The organism is Pseudomonas oryziphila, assembly GCF_003940825.1.
In the GTDB taxonomy this organism is placed as follows: Bacteria; Pseudomonadota; Gammaproteobacteria; order Pseudomonadales; family Pseudomonadaceae; genus Aquipseudomonas; species Aquipseudomonas sichuanensis.
Map to the genome: position 1 here is coordinate 2,314,355 of NZ_CP034338.1, position 18,164 is coordinate 2,332,518.

7 protein-coding genes are annotated in these 18,164 nt (G+C 64.9%); 2 read left to right on the forward strand and 5 right to left on the reverse strand.

Annotation, left to right across the window (positions count from 1 at the left end):
* Nucleotides 1-14 precede the first annotated feature (14 nt).
* The gene (locus EJA05_RS11020) at nt 15-1,757 is read right to left on the reverse strand and encodes a type I secretion system permease/ATPase (RefSeq protein WP_125858263.1); all 1,743 of its coding nucleotides are present in this window, start codon (nt 1,755-1,757) and stop codon (nt 15-17) included.
* 652 nt (nt 1,758-2,409) lie between these two features.
* On the opposite strand from EJA05_RS11020, the gene EJA05_RS11025 reads away from it, so the two are divergent.
* On the forward strand, nt 2,410-13,236 hold the full coding sequence (locus tag EJA05_RS11025) for a peroxidase family protein (RefSeq protein WP_125858264.1): 10,827 nt from the start codon (nt 2,410-2,412) through the stop codon (nt 13,234-13,236).
* Between the two features lie 167 nt (nt 13,237-13,403).
* Here EJA05_RS11025 and EJA05_RS11030 read toward each other — a convergent pair whose 3' ends face one another.
* Complete coding sequence (locus tag EJA05_RS11030; RefSeq protein WP_125858265.1) at nt 13,404-13,859, reverse strand: VOC family protein; 456 nt, start codon at nt 13,857-13,859, stop codon at nt 13,404-13,406.
* A gap of 49 nt (nt 13,860-13,908) precedes the next feature.
* A complete protein-coding gene (locus tag EJA05_RS11035) occupies nt 13,909-14,532 on the reverse strand; it encodes a tetratricopeptide repeat protein (protein WP_125858266.1) in 624 nt (207 codons plus the stop codon).
* A gap of 302 nt (nt 14,533-14,834) precedes the next feature.
* On the opposite strand from EJA05_RS11035, the gene EJA05_RS11040 reads away from it, so the two are divergent.
* On the forward strand, nt 14,835-15,203 hold the full coding sequence (locus EJA05_RS11040; RefSeq protein ID WP_125858267.1) for an SMI1/KNR4 family protein: 369 nt from the start codon (nt 14,835-14,837) through the stop codon (nt 15,201-15,203).
* 515 nt (nt 15,204-15,718) lie between these two features.
* Here the strand turns inward: EJA05_RS11040 and EJA05_RS11055 are convergent.
* Entirely contained in the window at nt 15,719-16,852 is a 1,134-nt protein-coding gene (locus EJA05_RS11055; protein ID WP_125858269.1) for an aminotransferase class V-fold PLP-dependent enzyme, read from the reverse strand.
* Between the two features lie 106 nt (nt 16,853-16,958).
* Nucleotides 16,959-18,038: an alpha/beta hydrolase family protein gene (locus EJA05_RS11060; protein ID WP_125861294.1), complete on the reverse strand. Its 1,080-nt coding sequence runs from the start codon at nt 18,036-18,038 to the stop codon at nt 16,959-16,961.
* Between the last annotated feature and the right edge of the window lie 126 nt (nt 18,039-18,164).

Below are 18,164 nucleotides of genomic sequence, written 5' to 3' on the forward strand. Positions count from 1 at the left end.
ATCTGCATGATCTGTCACTCCCGTGCCTTGACCGAGGCCAGTGGGGTCGGTGCCGCCGCGCCTGCCGGCATCACGCTGGCCTTGCGCAGCGCGGCGAACACTTCGTCGCGGCTGCCGAGCATCTGCACGGTGCCGTCGCGCAGCATCAGCACCTTGTCGACGGCGCACAGCACATTGGGCCGGTGCGAAACCAGGATCACCGTCGCACCGCGGGCCTTGAGCTCGGCCATGGCGTCCACCAGGGCTTTTTCGCCGAGGTCGTCGAGGTTGGCGTTGGGCTCGTCCAGCACGATCAGGCTGGGCTCGCCATACAGCGCGCGGGCCAGGGCGATGCGTTGCTTCTGGCCACCAGACAGCGGGCTGCCGTCGTTGCCCAGGCGGGTGTCGTAGCCCTGGGGCAGGCGCAGGATCATCTCGTGTACGCCGCTGATTTTGGCGGCGCGGATCACCGCGTCACTGTCCACATCGCCAAACCGCGCGATGTTGTCGGCGATGCTGCCTTCGAACAGCTCCACGTCCTGGGGCAGGTAGCCGAGCCAGGGGCCCAGCTCGGCCTTGTTCCAGGTGAACAGGTCGGCGCCGTCCAGGCGCACCTTGCCGGCCTGGGTAGGCCATACGCCGACCAGCAGGCGGGCGAGGGTGGACTTGCCCGAGGCGGATGGGCCGATGATGCCGAGGCTTTCGCCCGGCGTAAGGCTGAAGCTCACCCCACGCAGGATGGTGTTGCCGGTGCCGGGGGCGCCGGCAAACACATTCTCCACCGCGAGCATGCCCTGCGGGCGCTGCAGCGACATGCTCGGTGGCCGCTTTGGGTAGTCGTGCAACAGCGCGTTGAGCCGGCCCCAGGCCAGGCGGCAGGCGAGCAGTTGCTTCCACGAGGCGATCACCTGTTCCACCGGGGCCAAGGCGCGGCCGGTGAGGATCGAGCAGGCGATCATCATCCCCGGGGTGATCTTGCCTTCGATCGCCAGCAGCGCGCCGCTGCCGAGGATCAGCGACTGCAGGGTGATGCGCACGAAGCGCCCGGTGCTGCTGATCAGCGCGGCACGGTCGGAGGCCAGGGTCTGCATCTGCAGGATGCGCAGGTGGCCCTTGAACCAGCGCTGGCTGATGGCCGGCAGCATGCCCATGGCCTCGATCACCTCGGCGTTGCGCAGGTTGTTGTTGGCGTAGTTGGCCGACGACAGCGCCGCCTGGTTGGCTTCGGCCAGCGGCTGGTGGGTGGCCTTTTCGGTGAGCCAGGCCAGGCCTACCAGGATCATCGAGCCGATCAGCGTGACCAGCCCCAGCAGCGGGTGGATCAGGTAGGCGACCAGCAGGTAGATCGGCGTCCAGGGGGCGTCGAAGAAGGCGAACAGGCCATTGCCGGTGAGGAACTGACGCAGTTGCGCCAGGTCCTGCAGGGCCTGGCCGGGGCTGCCGCCGGCGCGGCTGAGGTTGCGCTCGAAGGCGGCGCTGAAGGTGCGCCGGTTGAGCGCCATGTCCAGGCAGTTGCCCACCCGGATCAGCACCCGGGTGCGCAGCATCTCCAGGGTGGACATCAGCAGGAACAGGCCCACCACCAGCACCGTCAGCATGGCCAGGGTGGTGACGTTGCGGCTGACCAGTGCGCGGTCGTAGACCTGCAGCATGTACACGGCAGGTGTCAACATCATGACGTTAATCACCCCACTGAACCCTGCCAGGGCATAGAAACTGCGTCGCAATTGAAACAGTGCGTCGGCGAGCTCGGAGCGGGTGGATGTGTGCTTGGGCATGAGGCCTCCCTCCAGAAAACCGGGTGCTCTTGCGGCAGCCCAGGTAGCAGTAGGTGTGGAAGCAGATTGGCACGCAGGCTGGTCGCTCTTTTGGCGGGTAATCCGAACACGCTGCAGTGCCCCACAAGCAGGAGCGTAGGTTGTGAGAAATATTTTGTAATACGTTTTTGCTCTATAGATTCCTCGCAAATCTCATTAAAAACAGCCAGTTGAGAATGATTAGCGGGATCCAATCTTTTTTATCGACGTAATATTGACAATTTTTTTGCCTACAACTTTAGTCTTATTCAGTTCGTCGGAACTTTGCCCGAAGCCCTGTTGTCGCCACGGCCCCGCGAGCCCCCGCTGACATTCCTGTGGGAGCAGAACATGACCAGCCCTCTGTTCTTGTACCGAGTGAATGGGCTCTACAGGACGTTATCCCCCACCTCTCGTAGTCACGGCCCACCCAGGGCCTGGGTCCGTCGCGCCTGAGCGCCCGACGAACCTGAACCTGTGCGAACTCCAGGCACGTAGCCCGCCAGGCGGGTAACGGTTTTGCGCGCCCTGTTTCGCGCCAAGAAAACGCTGCAAACCGTGCACGCCTATGAACGGGCGCGACGGGCGCCTGCGCCCCGCGCTCGCCCCCCATACCGATCGAGGTCAACCGAAAATGGCCAATTTCAGCAAGTCCGACCTGGAGTTCATCCTCAAGCAGATCTTCATCGCCGAAGCCCATGCCAAGGGCGCCAGCCTTATCGAGTTGCTGCCCAACAGCCAGGTGCCGTTCGGCCTGCGCACCGTCGACGGCAGCTACAACAACCTGGTGGCTGGGCAGAGCGAGTTCGGCGCCGCCGACAATTCGTTCCTGCGCCTGCTCGATGCCCAATACCGCGCGGCCTACGCCGCCAGCGGCACGGTGGTCGACGCGCAGCCGCGCACCATCAGCAACCTGATCGTCGACCAGACCGCGCACAACCCGGCGGCGGTCGAGGCCAATGGCGGCGCCGCACCGGTGATCAGCCCCGGCGTGGACGGCGTATTCGGCACTGCCGACGATAAAGAAGTGTTCTTCATCCCCAACGAGTCACCGGATGCCGGCCTGACCGCTGGCTTCAACTCCTGGATGACGTTCTTCGGCCAGTTCTTCGACCACGGCCTGGACCTGGTCACCAAGACCAGCAGCGCCATCGTGTTCATACCGCTGCAGCCGGACGACCCGTTGTACGTGCCGGGCGGGCAGACCAACTTCATGGTGCTGCCGCGCGCGGTGCACACTGCCGGCGCCGATGGCGTGCTCGGCACCGCAGACGATGGCCAGCTCAACACCACCTCGCCGTTCGTCGACCAGAGCCAGACCTACAGTTCGCACCCCTCGCACCAGGTGTTCCTGCGCGAATACACCCTCGATGCCGGCGGCGACCCGGTGGCCACCGGCCGCTTGATCACCAACCGCGACCTGGGCGCCGACGGCAAGTTCGGCACCGCCGACGATGGCAGTGGCGAGAACGGCGGCATGGCCACCTGGGCGGTGGTCAAGGCCCAGGCCCGCGACATCCTCGGCATCGACCTGACCGACGCCAACGTGCACAACGTGCCGCTGCTGGCCACCGATGCCTATGGCAACTTCATCAAGGGCCCCAACGGCATGCCGCAGGTGGTGATCCGCATAGGCAATGGTGCCGACGGCATCGCGGGTACCGCCGATGACCTGACCCAGCTGGTCGAAGGCAACCGCGCCGCGCCGATCAGCCTGGCCAATGCAGTGAGCACCGGGCATGGCTTCCTTGATGACATCGCCCACAACGCCGAGCCGGTCTCGATCGGTGGCGTGCTGCAGGCCGACGCCGACAACAGCATCGGCAACGCCCAGACCCCAGGCCCGGGCGGCAGCAACCTGACCTACGACAACGAACTGCTCGACGCCCACTACATCGCCGGCGACGGCCGCGCCAACGAGAACATCGGCCTGACCGCCGTGCACCATGTGTTCCATTCCGAGCACAATCGCCTGGTGCAGCAGTCGAAGGACACCATCCTCGCCTCGGGCGACCTGGCCTTCCTCAACCAATGGCTGGTGGACGATGTGGCCGCACTGCCGACCACGCCGGCCCAGGTGGCCGCCCTGGTATGGGATGGCGAGCGGCTGTTCCAGGCCGCCAAGTTCGGCACCGAGATGCAGTACCAGCACCTGGTGTTCGATGAGTTCGCCCGCACCATCCAGCCGCAGGTGGACGAGTTCCTTGCCCCCAACGGTTACGACACCTCGATCAACCCGGCGATCCTCGCCGAGTTCGCCCACGTGGTGTACCGCTTCGGCCACTCGATGCTGACCGAGACCGTCGACCGCTTCGACCCCGCGTTCAACCCGGTGCTCAGCGACCCGAACAATCCCGACCAGCAACTGGGCCTGATTGCCGCCTTCCTCAACCCGCTGGCCTTCGCCGGCAGCGGCGCCACCGCCGACGAAGCGGCCGGGGCGATCATCCGCGGCGTGACCCGCCAACTGGGCAACGAGATCGACGAATTCGTCACCGAGGCGCTGCGCAACAACCTGCTGGGCTTGCCGCTGGACTTGCCGGCGCTGAACCTGGCCCGTGGCCGTGACACCGGCATCCCCAGCCTCAACCAGGCGCGCCGCGAGTTCTACCATTCCACCGGCGACAGCCAGCTCAAGCCTTACATCAGCTGGGTCGACTTCGCCGAGCACCTCAAGCACCCGGCCTCGCTGGTCAACTTCATCGCCGCCTACGGCAGCCACAGCAGCATTACCTCGGCGACCACCCTGGAAGACAAACGCGCCGCCGCCCTGGCGCTGGTGTTCGGCGGCAGTGGTGCACCGGGCGACCGCCTGGACTTCCTCAACGGCACCGGGGCCTGGGCCAACGTCACCCTGGCCGGCAAGGACGGCGTGATGAACAGCGCCGACGACGTCAGTGGCGTGACCATCACCGGCGTCGACAGCATCGACTTCTGGGTCGGTGGCCTGGCCGAGCAGAAAATGCCCTTCGGCGGCATGCTCGGCTCAAGCTTCAACTTCGTCTTCGAAACCCAGCTCGAAGCGCTGCAGAACGGCGACCGCTTCTATTACCTGTCGCGCACCGCGGGCCTGAACTTCGGCACTGAGCTGGAGAACAACTCGTTCGCCAAGCTGATCATGCTCAACACCGATGTCACCCACCTGTCCAACACGGTGTTCCTCACCCCGACCTTCACCCTGGAGGTCAACCAGGCCAACCAGTACACCGGCCTTGGCGCAGACGGCCGTGCCGACCCCACCGGCGGGCTGATGATCAACGGCGTCGAGATCGTGCCGCTGGTGATCCGCGACAACCCCGACACCGTGGGCGGCGACAGCAACTTCCTGCACTACACCGGTGAGGACCATGTGGTGCTCGGCGGCACCGCGGGCGACGACATCATCATTTCCGGCGAAGGCGACGACACCCTGTATGGCGACGGCGGCAACGACCGCCTTGAGGGCGGTGCCGGCAACGATGCGGTGCTGGGTGGCGCGGGCGACGACATCATCACCGACTCGTTCGGCGACAACCGCCTGGAAGGCAACGCCGGCAACGACGTGATCATTGCCGGCAGCATGCTGGCCGCCGGCAACCTGATCCTCGGCGGCGACGGCCAGGACTTCATCGTCACCACCGAAGACATCACCACCACCTTCGGCGGCCAGGGCGACGACTTCATCCTCGGCGCCAAGACCAACCTGCCGCCCACCGGCAACGAAGGCGACGACTGGATCGAGAAGGGCACCCAGGACGGCGCGCCGGGCGACAACTTCGCGCCCCTGCTCACCGATGATGTGGTTGGCAACGACATCTTCGTCGGCGGTGGCGGCTTCGATGAAATGATCGGCGAGGGCGGCGACGACATCTTTGTCGGCAGCGATGCCCAGGACAAGATGGACGGCATGTCCGGTTTCGACTGGATCACCTACAAGAACGACCAGGTGGGCGTCACCGCCGACCTGAGCCTGGCCGCGCTGGCCCAGCCCCATGGCAACGCGCCGAACCAGAACGCCGGGGTGTTCAACCCGGTCGGCGCCTCGCCGGCCTCGATCCTCGACCGCTTCGCCGAAGTGGAGGGGTTGTCCGGTTCGAAGTTCGCCGACGTGCTCAAGGGCGATGACGTGGATGCGGTGACCATCCTCAACCACGGCGGCGCCACCGGCGGTGCATTGACCAACGTCCAGCTGATCCGTGGGCTGCAGCAGTTCCTGGCCGATGCCGGGCTGCCGACCACCGGGTTTGCCACCGGCAACATCATCCTTGGCGGTAACGGCAGTGACCTGATCGAAGGCCGTGGCGGCGATGACCTGATCGACGGCGACAAGTGGATCAACGTGCGCATCGCGGTGTATGCCCCGGGCGACGTCAACCACACCGGCCCCGAGATCGCCAGCTTCGACAGCATGGTCGACATGATCCCGTTCATGCTCGACCGCACCTACAACCCCGGCCAGCTCAAGGCGGTGCGTGAGATCCTGCCCGGCACCTCCAGCGGTGGCGCGGCCTTCGACACGGCGATCTTCTCCGGGCTGCAGAGCGAGTACCAGGTCACCCAGAACGACCGTGGCACCGCCGACACGGCGGATGACGTATGGACCGTGGCCGACAGCGTGGCCGGCCGCGACGGCACCGACACCCTGCTGCACATCGAGCGCCTGCAGTTCGCCGACGGCCAGCGCGTGCTGGTGCCGGGGGCGAATGCGCAACCGACCGGCAGCCCGACCATCACCGACGGCAACGGTGGCGCGATCACCGTGGGCGACACTCTCACCGTGAGCGTGGCCGGGGTGCGCGATGCCAACAACATCGGCGCCGGCAACCCGCTGGGTACCTTGGCCAACAGCTCGGTCTCGTACTACTGGCAGTTCGAGGCCGACCCGGGCAGTGGCGTGTTCCAGGACATCATCCTGCTGCCGGCCGGCGACCTGGCATTCCAGAGCGCCGACGGCACGGCGTTCAAGGTCTCGCCGGACCTTGCCGGGCTGTCGCTGCGGGTCAAGGCGATCTACCAGGATGGCCACGGCACCACCGAAATCCTGTTCTCCCAGCCCACCACAGTGGTAGAGCCCGGCGCGCCGGTCGTGCCCACGCCGTCAACCCCGGTGGTGGATGCCGCCGACGGCGGCGCCGGCCTGCACATGGTGCGCTCGGACCTCAACTTCATCCTCGCGCAGATCAAGATCGCCGAGGCCGACGCGGCCGGGCAGGACATCCTCTCGCTGATCCCCAACATCCGCGCGCCACTGGGCCTGCGTGCGGTCGATGGCTCGAACAACAACCTGATGAACCTCAACGGCATCAACCACACCGAATACGGTGCCGCCGACAACGTGTTCCCACGCCTGAGCGACCCCGTGTTCAATGCGGCCGAAGGCGCCCCGGCCGGCTTCTTTGGCCCAGGCTCGCCGGCCAGCCCGGCGACCTCGTACCAGCAGACCAGCGGCAACGTATTCGACTCGCAGCCGCGCACCATCAGCAACCTGATCGTCGACCAGACCTCGAACAACCCGGCCGCCTACGCCACCGCCTATGACCCCGGTGCCAACGGCCACCTCGACTTTGGCGCGCCGGGCAGTGACGACGTGCTCAAGGATGGCGTGCGCATCGTCGCCAGCCCCGGCCTGGATGGCCAGTTCGGCACCAATGACGACCACGACGTGTATCTGTTCGAGAACACCGCGCCGGATGCCGGCCTGTCCGCGCCGTTCAACGCCTGGATGACCTTCTTCGGGCAGTTCTTCGACCACGGCCTCGACCTGGTGACCAAGGGCGGTTCGGGCACCATCTTCATCCCGCTGCAGGCGGACGACCCGCTGTACGTGCCGGGCGGGCATTCCAACTTCATGGTGCTGACCCGCGCTACCAACCTGCCTGGCGCCGACGGCGTGCTGGGCACCGCCGACGATATCCACGAGCACACCAACACCACCACGCCGTTCGTTGACCAGAACCAGACCTACAGCTCGCACCCGTCGCACCAGGTGTTCCTGCGCGGCTACCAGCTGACCGACGATGGCCCGATCGCCACCGGCCGCTTGATCACCAACCGTGACCTGGGTGCCGACGGCAAGTACGGCACCGGCGACGACAGCGAGATTGGCGGCATGGCCACCTGGAAAGTGGTCAAGGCCCAGGCCAACGATGTGCTGGGCATCCACCTCACCGACGCCGACGTGGACAACGTGCCGCTGCTGGCCACCGATGCCTACGGCAATTTCATCAAAGGGCCCAACGGCTACCCGATGGTGGTGATGAAGGGGAGTGACGGCCTGGGCGGCACCGCCGACGACGTGCTGGTCGAAGGCAACCCGCTGGCGCCGATCGACCTGAGCAATGCCGTGCGCACCGGCCATCAGTTCCTTGCCGACATCGCCCACAACGCCGTGCCGGTGTTCAGCGGCGGCGTGCTGGCGCCGGATGCCGGCGATGCGATTGGCAACGCCGTGCCGTTCAACCCGCAGACCGGTGCCAACACCGCCTACGACAACGAACTGCTCGACGCCCACTACATCGCCGGTGACGGCCGGGTCAACGAGAACATCGGCCTGACCGCCGTGCATGCGATCTTCCACGCCGAGCACAACCGGCTGGTGGCGCAGACCAAGGACACCGTGCTCGATGCCCACGATGTGGCCTTCCTCAACGAGTGGCTGCTCGACCCGGTGGCGGCGTTGCCTGCCACCCAGGCCGAGGTCGACGCGCTGGTATGGAACGGCGAGCGGCTGTTCCAGGCCGCCAAGTTCGGCACCGAGATGCAGTACCAGCACCTGGTGTTCGAGGAGTTCGCCCGCACCATCCAGCCGCGGGTCGACCTGTTCTTCGCCCCGACCCAGGTGTATGACGTCGACCTCGATGCCTCGATCGTCGCCGAGTTCGCGCACACCGTGTACCGCTTCGGCCACTCGATGCTGACCGAAACGGTCGACCGCTTCGACGTCGACTTCAAGGTGATCGGCGACCCGGCCAGCGCCAACCCCGACCAGCAGATGGGCCTGATCGCGGCGTTCCTCAACCCGCTGGCCTATGCCGCCAGTGGCGTGACACCCGAAGAGGCGACCAGTGCCATCGTGCGCGGGGTGACCCGCCAGGCGGGCAACGAGATCGACGAGTTCGTCACCGAGGCGCTGCGCAACAACCTGCTGGGCCTGCCGCTGGACCTGCCGGCGATCAACATCGCCCGGGGCCGCGATGTCGGCATCCCGTCGCTCAACGCCCTGCGCCGCGACATCTATGGCCAGACCGGTGACACTCAGCTCAAGCCGTACACCAGCTGGGTCGACCTGGTGCAGCACCTCAAGCACCCGGAATCGCTGATCAACTTCATCGCCGCCTACGGCACCCACGCCAGCATCACCGCAGCCACCACCCTCGAGGGCAAGCGTGACGCCGCCATGGCCCTGGTGTTCGGTGGCAGTGGTGCGCCCAGCGACCGCCTGGACTTCCTCAACGGCAGCGGTGACTGGGCCAACGTGACCAAGGCCGGCAAGGATGGCGTGCTGGGCACCGCCGACGACCTCAAGGGGGTGACCATCACCGGGGTGGATGCCATCGACCTGTGGATCGGCGGCCTGGCCGAAGCGAAGACGCCGTTCGGCGGCATGCTCGGCAGCACCTTCAACTTCGTGTTCGAGAACCAGCTGGAGAAACTGCAGGACGGTGACCGCTTCTATTACCTGGAGCGCACCGCCGGCCTGTCGATGAACGCCGAGCTGGAAAGCAACTCGTTCGCCAAGCTGATCATGGCCAACACCTCGGCTACTCACCTGCCGGGCCTGGTGTTCTCCGACCCTGGTTTCTACCTGGAAGTGGACCGCTCCAAGCAGTACAACGACGGCCTGGGCAACGCCGACCCGCTGGACGATAACGGCCATCAGGTGGTGTTCCGCGACAACCCGCTGACCGCCGGCCCCGACGGCAACTACATCCGCTACACCGGTGACGAGCACATCGTGCTCGGCGGCACCAACGGCGATGACATCCTCATCGCCAGCGAGGGCGACGACACGGTGTGGGGCGATGCCGGCAACGACCGGATCGACGGTGGCGACGGCAACGACCAGCTGCGCGGTGGTGCCGGCGACGACATCATCAGCGACACCGGCGGCGACGATAACATCCAGGGCGGCGACGGCAACGATGTGCTGCACGGCGGCAACGGCATCAACCTGATCATCGGCGGCTTCGGCAACGACTTCATCGTCACCGGCGAAGATGCCAGCGAAGCCATCGGCGGCCAGGGCAACGACTTTATCCTGGGCAGCAAGGCCAACGAGCAGGACATGGGCAACGAAGGCGACGACTGGATCGAGAAGGGCACCTCGGACGGTGCGCCCGGCGACAACTTCGACCCGCTCGGCAACGACCCGATCATCGGCAACGACGTGTTCATCGGCGGCAACGAGAACGACAAGTTCAACGGTGAAGGCGGCGACGACATCATGGTCGGCAGCCTCGGCTTCGGCGACCGCTACATCGGCGGCTCAGGCTATGACTGGGCGACCTTCAAGGACCTGGCCCAGGGCGTCTCCATCGACTACAGCGACCGCTTCTTCGATGTGCCGCTGGTGCCAGGCTCGGGCGCTTCGGCGCTGGTGCGCTTCGACATCATGGAAGGCCTGTCGGGCTCGGCCCATGGCGACTTCCTGCGCGGCGACAACGAGGATGCCACCTCGCTGCCCACCGCCGGGGCCACCGGCAGCGTGCTGACCAACATCGGCCTGATCAACGGCCTGGTCGACCTGCTGGCGGCCGGCGCGACCTTCTATGATGGCGGCAACATCATCCTGGGCGGCAGCGGCAGCGACCTGATCGAGGGTCGCGGCGGCGACGACATCCTCGACGGTGACAAGTGGCTGAACGTACGCATCAGCGTGCGCGCCAACCACGACGGAACCGGCCCGGAAATCGCCACCTTCGACAGCATGGAGCCGATGGTGCCGCTGATGCTCAACGGCACCTACAACCCCGGGCAGCTGGTGATCGTGCGGGAGATCCTCAGTGGCGACAACAGCTACGACACCGCGGTGTTCAGCGGCATCGCCACCGACTACCGCATCAGCATCGAGGGCGACACGGTCATCGTCACCGATACCGTGGTGGGCCGTGACGGCGTGGACCGCCTGACCGGCATCGAACGCCTGCAGTTTGCCGACAGCGCCCAGGCCTCGGGTGTGGGGACCGCCGTCAACAATGGCCCTGCGGGCCACCTGGCGATCCTCGATGACGCCAGCGGCGCGCGGGCCGATGCGCCGGTGGCCGGCCAGTTGCTGCGGGTGAGCAACCGTGGCGTGCACGACGCCGACAACGTCGGCGCAGGCAACGCCAGCGGCGCGGTGACTGGGCCGGTGGCCTACTACTGGCAGGTCGAGACCATCCCCGGCACCGGTGTCTATGAAGACATCACCTTTGTCGCCGCCGGCGAAGTGTCGCGGGCGACCGGCAGCACCTACCGGGTGGCGGACGATGTGGCGGGGCTGAACATCCGCGTGCGGGCGGTGTACCAGGACGCCAAGGGCACGCTGGAAATCGTCGACTCCTCGGCCAACAGCGCCCCCAGCGCAGGGCCGACCGTGACCGGGCTGGCGGCGCAGAATCAGGTGCTCACCGCGAACCTTGCGGCCATCGTCGACGCCGATGGCCTGAGCAACCCGCAGTTCAGCGTGCAGTGGCAGTCGAACGTGGGCGTGGGCTGGGTGAACGTCGCCGGCGCCACCGGCACCAGCTTCACCCTTGGCCAGGCCCAGGTCGGCCAGCAGATACGCGTGCTGGTGCATTACGTGGATGACTTCGGCGTGGCCGAGGTGGCGACCTCCGACCCGACGCTGCCGGTGCTCAACGTCAACGACGCGCCAACCGGCGCGGTGCTGATCAGCGACACCACGCCGGACCAGGGCCAGACCCTGACCGCGCTGACCGGCAGCATCGCCGACCTCGACGGCCTGGGCGCCTTCAGCTTCCAGTGGCAGCAGGGGCTGGGCGGCAACTTCAACGACATCGCCGGCGCCACGACGGCCAGCTTCACTCCGGGCCTGGCCCAGGGCAATCAGCAACTGCGGGTGATCGTGCGCTACACCGACGGCTTCGGCAAACAGGAGGTGGTGACCTCGGCGGCCACGGCGGCGGTGGCGGTGATACCGGGTATCGTGCTGCAAGGCACCAACGCGGCCAACACCCTCAACGGCACGGTGGGCAACGATGTGCTGCTGGGCCTGGGCGGCAACGACACGCTCAATGGCCTGGCCGGGTTCGACCAGTTGTTCGGCGGTGTCGGCAACGACACCCTCAACGGCGGCGACGGTGACGACGTGCTCAATGGCGAGGACGGCAACGATGTCCTCAACGGCGGGCTGGGCGCCGACACCATGAACGGCGGTGCCGGCAACGACACCTTCGTGGTCGACAACCTCGGCGACAGCGTCACCGAAGCGGCCGGCGGCGGTGTCGACCTGGTGCAGACCAGCCTGGCCAGCTACCTGTTGGGCAACGAGATCGAGAACCTGACCTACACCGGCAGCGCCAACTTCACCGGTACCGGTAACGCGCTGGCCAACACCATCACCGGCGGCAGCGGCAACGACACGCTCAATGGCGGTGCGGGTGATGACCGGCTGGTGGGCGGCGCCGGCAACGATACCTACGTGATCGATGCCGGCAACGATGTGGTGGTCGAGGCCGCCGGCGGTGGTATCGATACCGTGCGCACCTCGCTGGCCAGCTACGCGCTGACCGCCAACGTCGAGAACCTGACCTACACCGGCGTGGGCAACTTCATAGGCTTGGGCAACGACCTCGCCAACGTCATCAGCGGCGGTGCCGGCAACGACACCCTCACTGGTGCCGGTGGCGACGATACCCTCAACGGCAACGCCGGCAACGACACGCTCAATGGCGACGCCGGCAACGACCAGCTGTTCGGCGGCCTCGGCAACGACACCCTCAACGGCGGTGGCAACAATGACACCCTCGATGGCGGTGCCGGCGACGATGCGCTAAACGGCGGCAATGGCGATGACACCTTGCTGGGTGGGGTGGGCAACGACAACCTCGATGGCGGCGTGGGTGTCGACCGGCTGGAGGGCGGTGACGGCAACGACACCGTGCTCGGTGGTGGCGGTAACGACACCTTGCTGGGCGGGGCCGGCGATGACTTCATCGATGGCGGCGCGGGCAACGACACGGTCACCGGCGGGGCCGGCAACGACTCGCTGGTGGCGCTCGACGGCAACGATGTCTTCGTGTTCGCCGCAGGCTTCGGCACCGACCAGGTGTTCGGCTTCGATGCCGCCCCGGCAGGCGGCCAGGACCGGCTGGACATCTCGGCGATGAACATCACGGCGGCGACCTTTGCCGCCAACGTGACCATCGCCGATGTGGGGGCCGATACCCTGGTCAGCTTCGCCGGTGCCACCGACACCATCCGCCTGGTGGGGGTAGGGGATGCGACCAGTGTGACGGCGGCGGACTTCCTGCTGACGTGAGAAGGCGCGGGAGAACAGGGATGTACTCCTGAACGACTTGGGCTGCTGCGCAGCCCATCGCCGGCAAGCCGGCTCCCACAGGTACAGCGCATGTCTTGAGATCGGCGCTTGTGGGAGCCGGCTTGCCGGCGATGGGCCGCACGGCGGCCCTACTGCAGGTTGTGGTATCAGGCAAACGCCCCTTCGATGAACGCCTCCAACGCCTGCGCCTCGATGATCTCGATGGAAAAATGCCCAAAGCGCTTGGGCAACCAGATGATCCGCGCCCCGGCCGGCGATTGCAGGTCACTGCGTGCCAGCGGCTGGCCGTTTTCGTTCTCTGGCTGTACGCCGTTGGCCAGCAACTGGTCGTAGGCCACTTCGATGTCCGGCGTCGAGTAGCAATGGCGGTAGATCATGCCTTCGCCGTGCTCGTCCAGCAGCACCTTGAGGTTGCCCGCCAGCGGTTGCACCAGCATGAACCGCTCCTGGCCCATGCGGGCGATGGCGTAGCGCACGTGCAGGCCGCCGCGTTCCCACACCTGGGTGGTGGAAATCTCGGCGCCGAGGATTTGCTGATAGTAGGCGCAGGCTGGTTCGAGCTGGTTGACCAGTACATCCACGTGGCTGAACGTGAGTTGCATCGTGACACTCCCCTGGCTGAGGGGGTGGAGCATAACCCAGCCTATGGATTCAATGGCGGACCAGGTACGCGCCCAATGGCACCCGGCCTTTGAGTTTCTTGCATTTCACCGGTGCGGGTTGATGGCCTGGCGGGCGGTCGGGGAACCAGATGCGGCATTTGCCGGGTGGTGGGCGCATACCTCGCGGTATCTCGTTTGGCTCGCTACCCAGAGTGGCAACAGGCTGCTGCGGTGGAGTGGATGGCCTCGCGGCGATGGCGTCTTGTACGGGAACCGTAACCGCCCTGGTTGGCACAACGCCTGTGCGCTGGGCGGTCTGTGCCGCTGCGATCAATTGCAGGTTGCGGTTGCGCAACGCCTGGTTGGCGCCTACCCGCAGGTTGGAGCGGGCCGCCAGGGTTTCGGCCTGCTGGAACTGGCCCTGTTGAAGGCGCAATACACCCAGGTAGTGCAGGGTAGCGGGATTGTTCGGCTGGATATGCAGGGCACGCTCCAGGGTTGCTGCCGCCTGGTCGGGATGACCATCGGCATACTGCTGTGAGGCGGTTTCGATCAGCTGGGTAGAGGCGTTGTTGCTTCTGGCGGTGGCTGAGCGGTCGCTGGCCAGGGTGTAGGGCGATGTTGTTGCACTGAGCAATAGCAGCAAGGTCGACAGCGTGCGGGGGCTTGGCATCAGGGATGGTCTAAACAAGGGGCAGGCTGCCGGTTGGGGTAGGGACTGGGCAGGCAGACTGGGCTGTCTGACCGGTTGGATACAGAGACCTTATCGACAGTGCGGGAAGGATGAAGTTCGGGCTTGCAAGGGTCGTTCAGGTGGGTTTGCGATTGGCTGCTTTCGACTGTGAATGGCCGATAGCACAGGCTTAATCGAGTGCATTGTTCCTGTGAGCCAATCTGCGTCTTTCGGTCCGAAATGAGTTAGGGTGCTTGAGTCAGCAGGCTTAAACGCCACCCATTAGGACGTGGATCAAATAAATGTCAGTAGACCCTTTCCGTATACCTACAGACGCCGATATCGCAGAAGCTGAACGCGTACTCAAGTTTCGCTTTCCAGATCAATATGTCCGCTTCTTGACGGAAGGTAGTAACGTCGAAAATGCCGTGCTGGATGCAGCGTTGATAGTGAGAGGCTGTAGCTACTTGGATATATTCGAAATCTCAGCGTTTGCTTGGGACCACGCAGGTGTACCACGTGATTGGCTACCTTTCATTGAAGACAATGGTGACTACTTTCTAATTTCAGAATCTGGCGCTGTTCGATACTGGTCGCATAACGGAAGCACAGATGAGCATTGGCCTTCATTCTCTGCATGGTTTCAACAAGTCTGCATAGAATGCCGGTAGCAATGAAATTTCACTGTGTCTTGTTTTTACCCTTTGCTGTCCTGGGCGAAAGGCAGCTTTGGGTCGAAGGCAGTCCGTGACGAGTGTCTACCTCCGACCCGTAGCTGACAGTCATGCCAGAGGTGATCTCTGTGGGAGCGGGTTTATCGAGGCGTCGAACCGCCGCGAACACGGGCGAAGCCTGTGCCACCCTCCGCGTCGCCTGCTTCGCGGGTAAACCCGCTCCCACAAGGTTCGCGCCAGCCTCGAAAAATGAGCATGAGCAGCACCATCGCAATGGCAGCTTTGGGTCGAATGCAGCCATTCACGACCGGCAGCCAACGACCCAAAGCTGCCGGTGAGCCCAACAGTAGTTTTCGTGGGCGCGGGCTTGCCCCGCGAACACGGGCGTAGCCCCTGCCAGGCTGCTCCTTTTCATGGGCCGGCCTCTTCGCGGGGCAAGCCCGCTCCCACAGAATCACTGCCAGCTTCACCCTCACCCTCACCCTCAGCCGTGCAGCAGCCCAGAGCAGGGCTTAGTCCCCCATCACTTCACCCAGCGCCTGCTCAAGAGTGCTGACCGTGCGCTCGATATTATTCAGTTTTTCGAGCCCGAACAGGCCGATACGGAAGGTCTGGAAGTCGGCCGGTTCGTCACATTGCAACGGCACGCCGGCAGCTATCTGCAGGCCGTGCGCAGCAAACTTCTTACCGCTCTTGATATCGGCATCATCGGTGTAGCTCACCACCACACCCGGGGCCTGAAACCCGGCCGCAGCCACGCTTTTGATGCCTTTGCCGGTCAACATGGCACGTACCCGATCGCCCAGTGCCCACTGTTCGTCGCGGAGCTTGTCGAAACCGCTGGCTTGCATCTCGTTCATCACCTCGTTGAATCGCGCCAGCGCATCGCTGGGCATGGTCGCATGGTAGGCATGCCCGCCCTGTTCGTAGGCCTGCATGATCTGCAGCCACTTTTTCAGGTCGCAGGCAAAGCTGCTGCTTTGCGTGTGCTCGATGCGCTCGAGGGCCAAAGCACTGAGCATCACCAGGGCGCAGCACGGGGAGGCGCTCCAGCCTTTCTGCGGTGCGCTGATCAGCAGGTCGACGGCGCACTTGTGCATATCGACCCAAAGCGTGCCTGAGGCGATGCAGTCCAGCACGAACAGGCCGCCCACCGCATGCACGGCGTCGCCGACGGCCCGCAGATAATCGTCGGGCAGGATGATCCCGGATGAGGTTTCAACGTGGGGGGCAAAGACAATCTGCGGCTTGTGCGTCTCGATGGCCGCCAGCACTTCGTCCAGCGGTGGGGGCGCGTAGGCAGCCTGGCGGCCCGTGTCGACCGGCCGGGCTTTGAGCACCGTGGTGGCCGCCGGGATGTTGCCCATTTCAAGGATCTGGCTCCAGCGATAACTGAACCAGCCGTTGCGGATCACCAGGCATTGCTGGCCGGTGGCGAACTGCCGCGCTACCGATTCCATGCCGAAGGTACCGCTGCCCGGCACTATCGCAACAGCCTGGGCGTTATAGACCTGCTTCAGGGTCTTGGAGATGTTCCTCATCACCCCTTGAAACGTCTGCGACATGTGATTGAGCGAGCGGTCGGTGTAGACCACCGAGTACTCGACCAGCCCCTGAGGATCAACACTGGGATAAAGCTTCGACATGCGGTGACTCCTTTACCAGAGATGTCATTGGTATGGACCCGGTACCAAGCCCTGGCAAATGACAAGATTGATTAGTGCTGGACGTTCAAGTTAGCAGTCTGGCAGCTCAGATTCCTGTGGGGGCGCGAATCACCAGGCTGTCTTTCTTGTAGCCAGGTGATTGTTCCAGAAAAGCCGTGATCAGCGACGCAACTTGCTGCTGAATAGCATCCCGCGCACGGCCGTTCTCGCCATCCCGGCAAATGACGCCATCCCCCGGTACTTCTGCCTCGAGCACTGACTGCGCGCCTGGTTTGCAGATCGACATGAAGGTGAAATGGCTGGCGTCGCTGATCTCGACGTAACGACTGGACGCCGCAGGCAGGCGTTTGGCCAGGTTGGCCGACTCCAGTTCAGCGGGAAGTTCACGCGACGGTACGCCCGCTGCGATCACCAGGGCGGGTATCGGCAGGGCGGCCAGGCTTTTATCGGTCAGCCCCCGGGAGAGGCCCAGGTCCAGAGTGACCACGGCCGTGACGCGTTGGTCGCGCCAATCGGCGCCCAACGCAGCCTTGGACTCTGTGGAGCCTGCAGGTTTCATCTTTGCGTAAACGGTGCAACTGGCTAACTCAGGATGGGTGTTGCAGTCCTGTTCGAAGCGCTCTGGGTCGAAGCGCGCCCCGGCGATCTCCAGGGCGGTCCAGCCGCCGAGCGAGTGGCCCACGGCTGCAATTCGGCCATCGGCGACCGCACCGAATTTTTCAGGTTGAGCGACGACCGCATCGATGGCCCGACCCAGATCAAGAGGGCGCTGCCATAACTGCGCCGCTGCCTGCGGGCTGCGGTCATGGGTCGTGCTGCCAGGGTGATTGACTGCGGCGACGATATAGCCTTTGCGAGCCAGGGCACTGGCCAGCCAGACCTGATTGCGCCAGTTGCCCTGGTAGCCATGGGACAACACCACCAACGGATGTTTACCGGCAGCAGGCGGCGCGTCAGGCATGGCAGACGCACCGACAAACACCGGATTGTCGCCGATCAGTTGCGTGGCGGTGGTCGCTGTGCTTGGGTACCAGACAACCATCTCCAGTGGGCGGGCATTGTGCGGATCCGCCAGCGTGGACGATCTCCAGCCGACGGAATGCTCGTCGGCCAATGCACTGGTCGTCAGCCAAGCCAACAACAATGCGCTGATAGCTGCTTTCAATGTCTTCTCTTCCTTGATTGGACGTGTGCGTGGCACTTGGGCCTGGTGTCGGGCGCTTTCACCTTCCATGGGCACCCAGGATGGGCATTAAAGCCCAGAGCCCTCTCATCGATCTAGGGTCTGTGT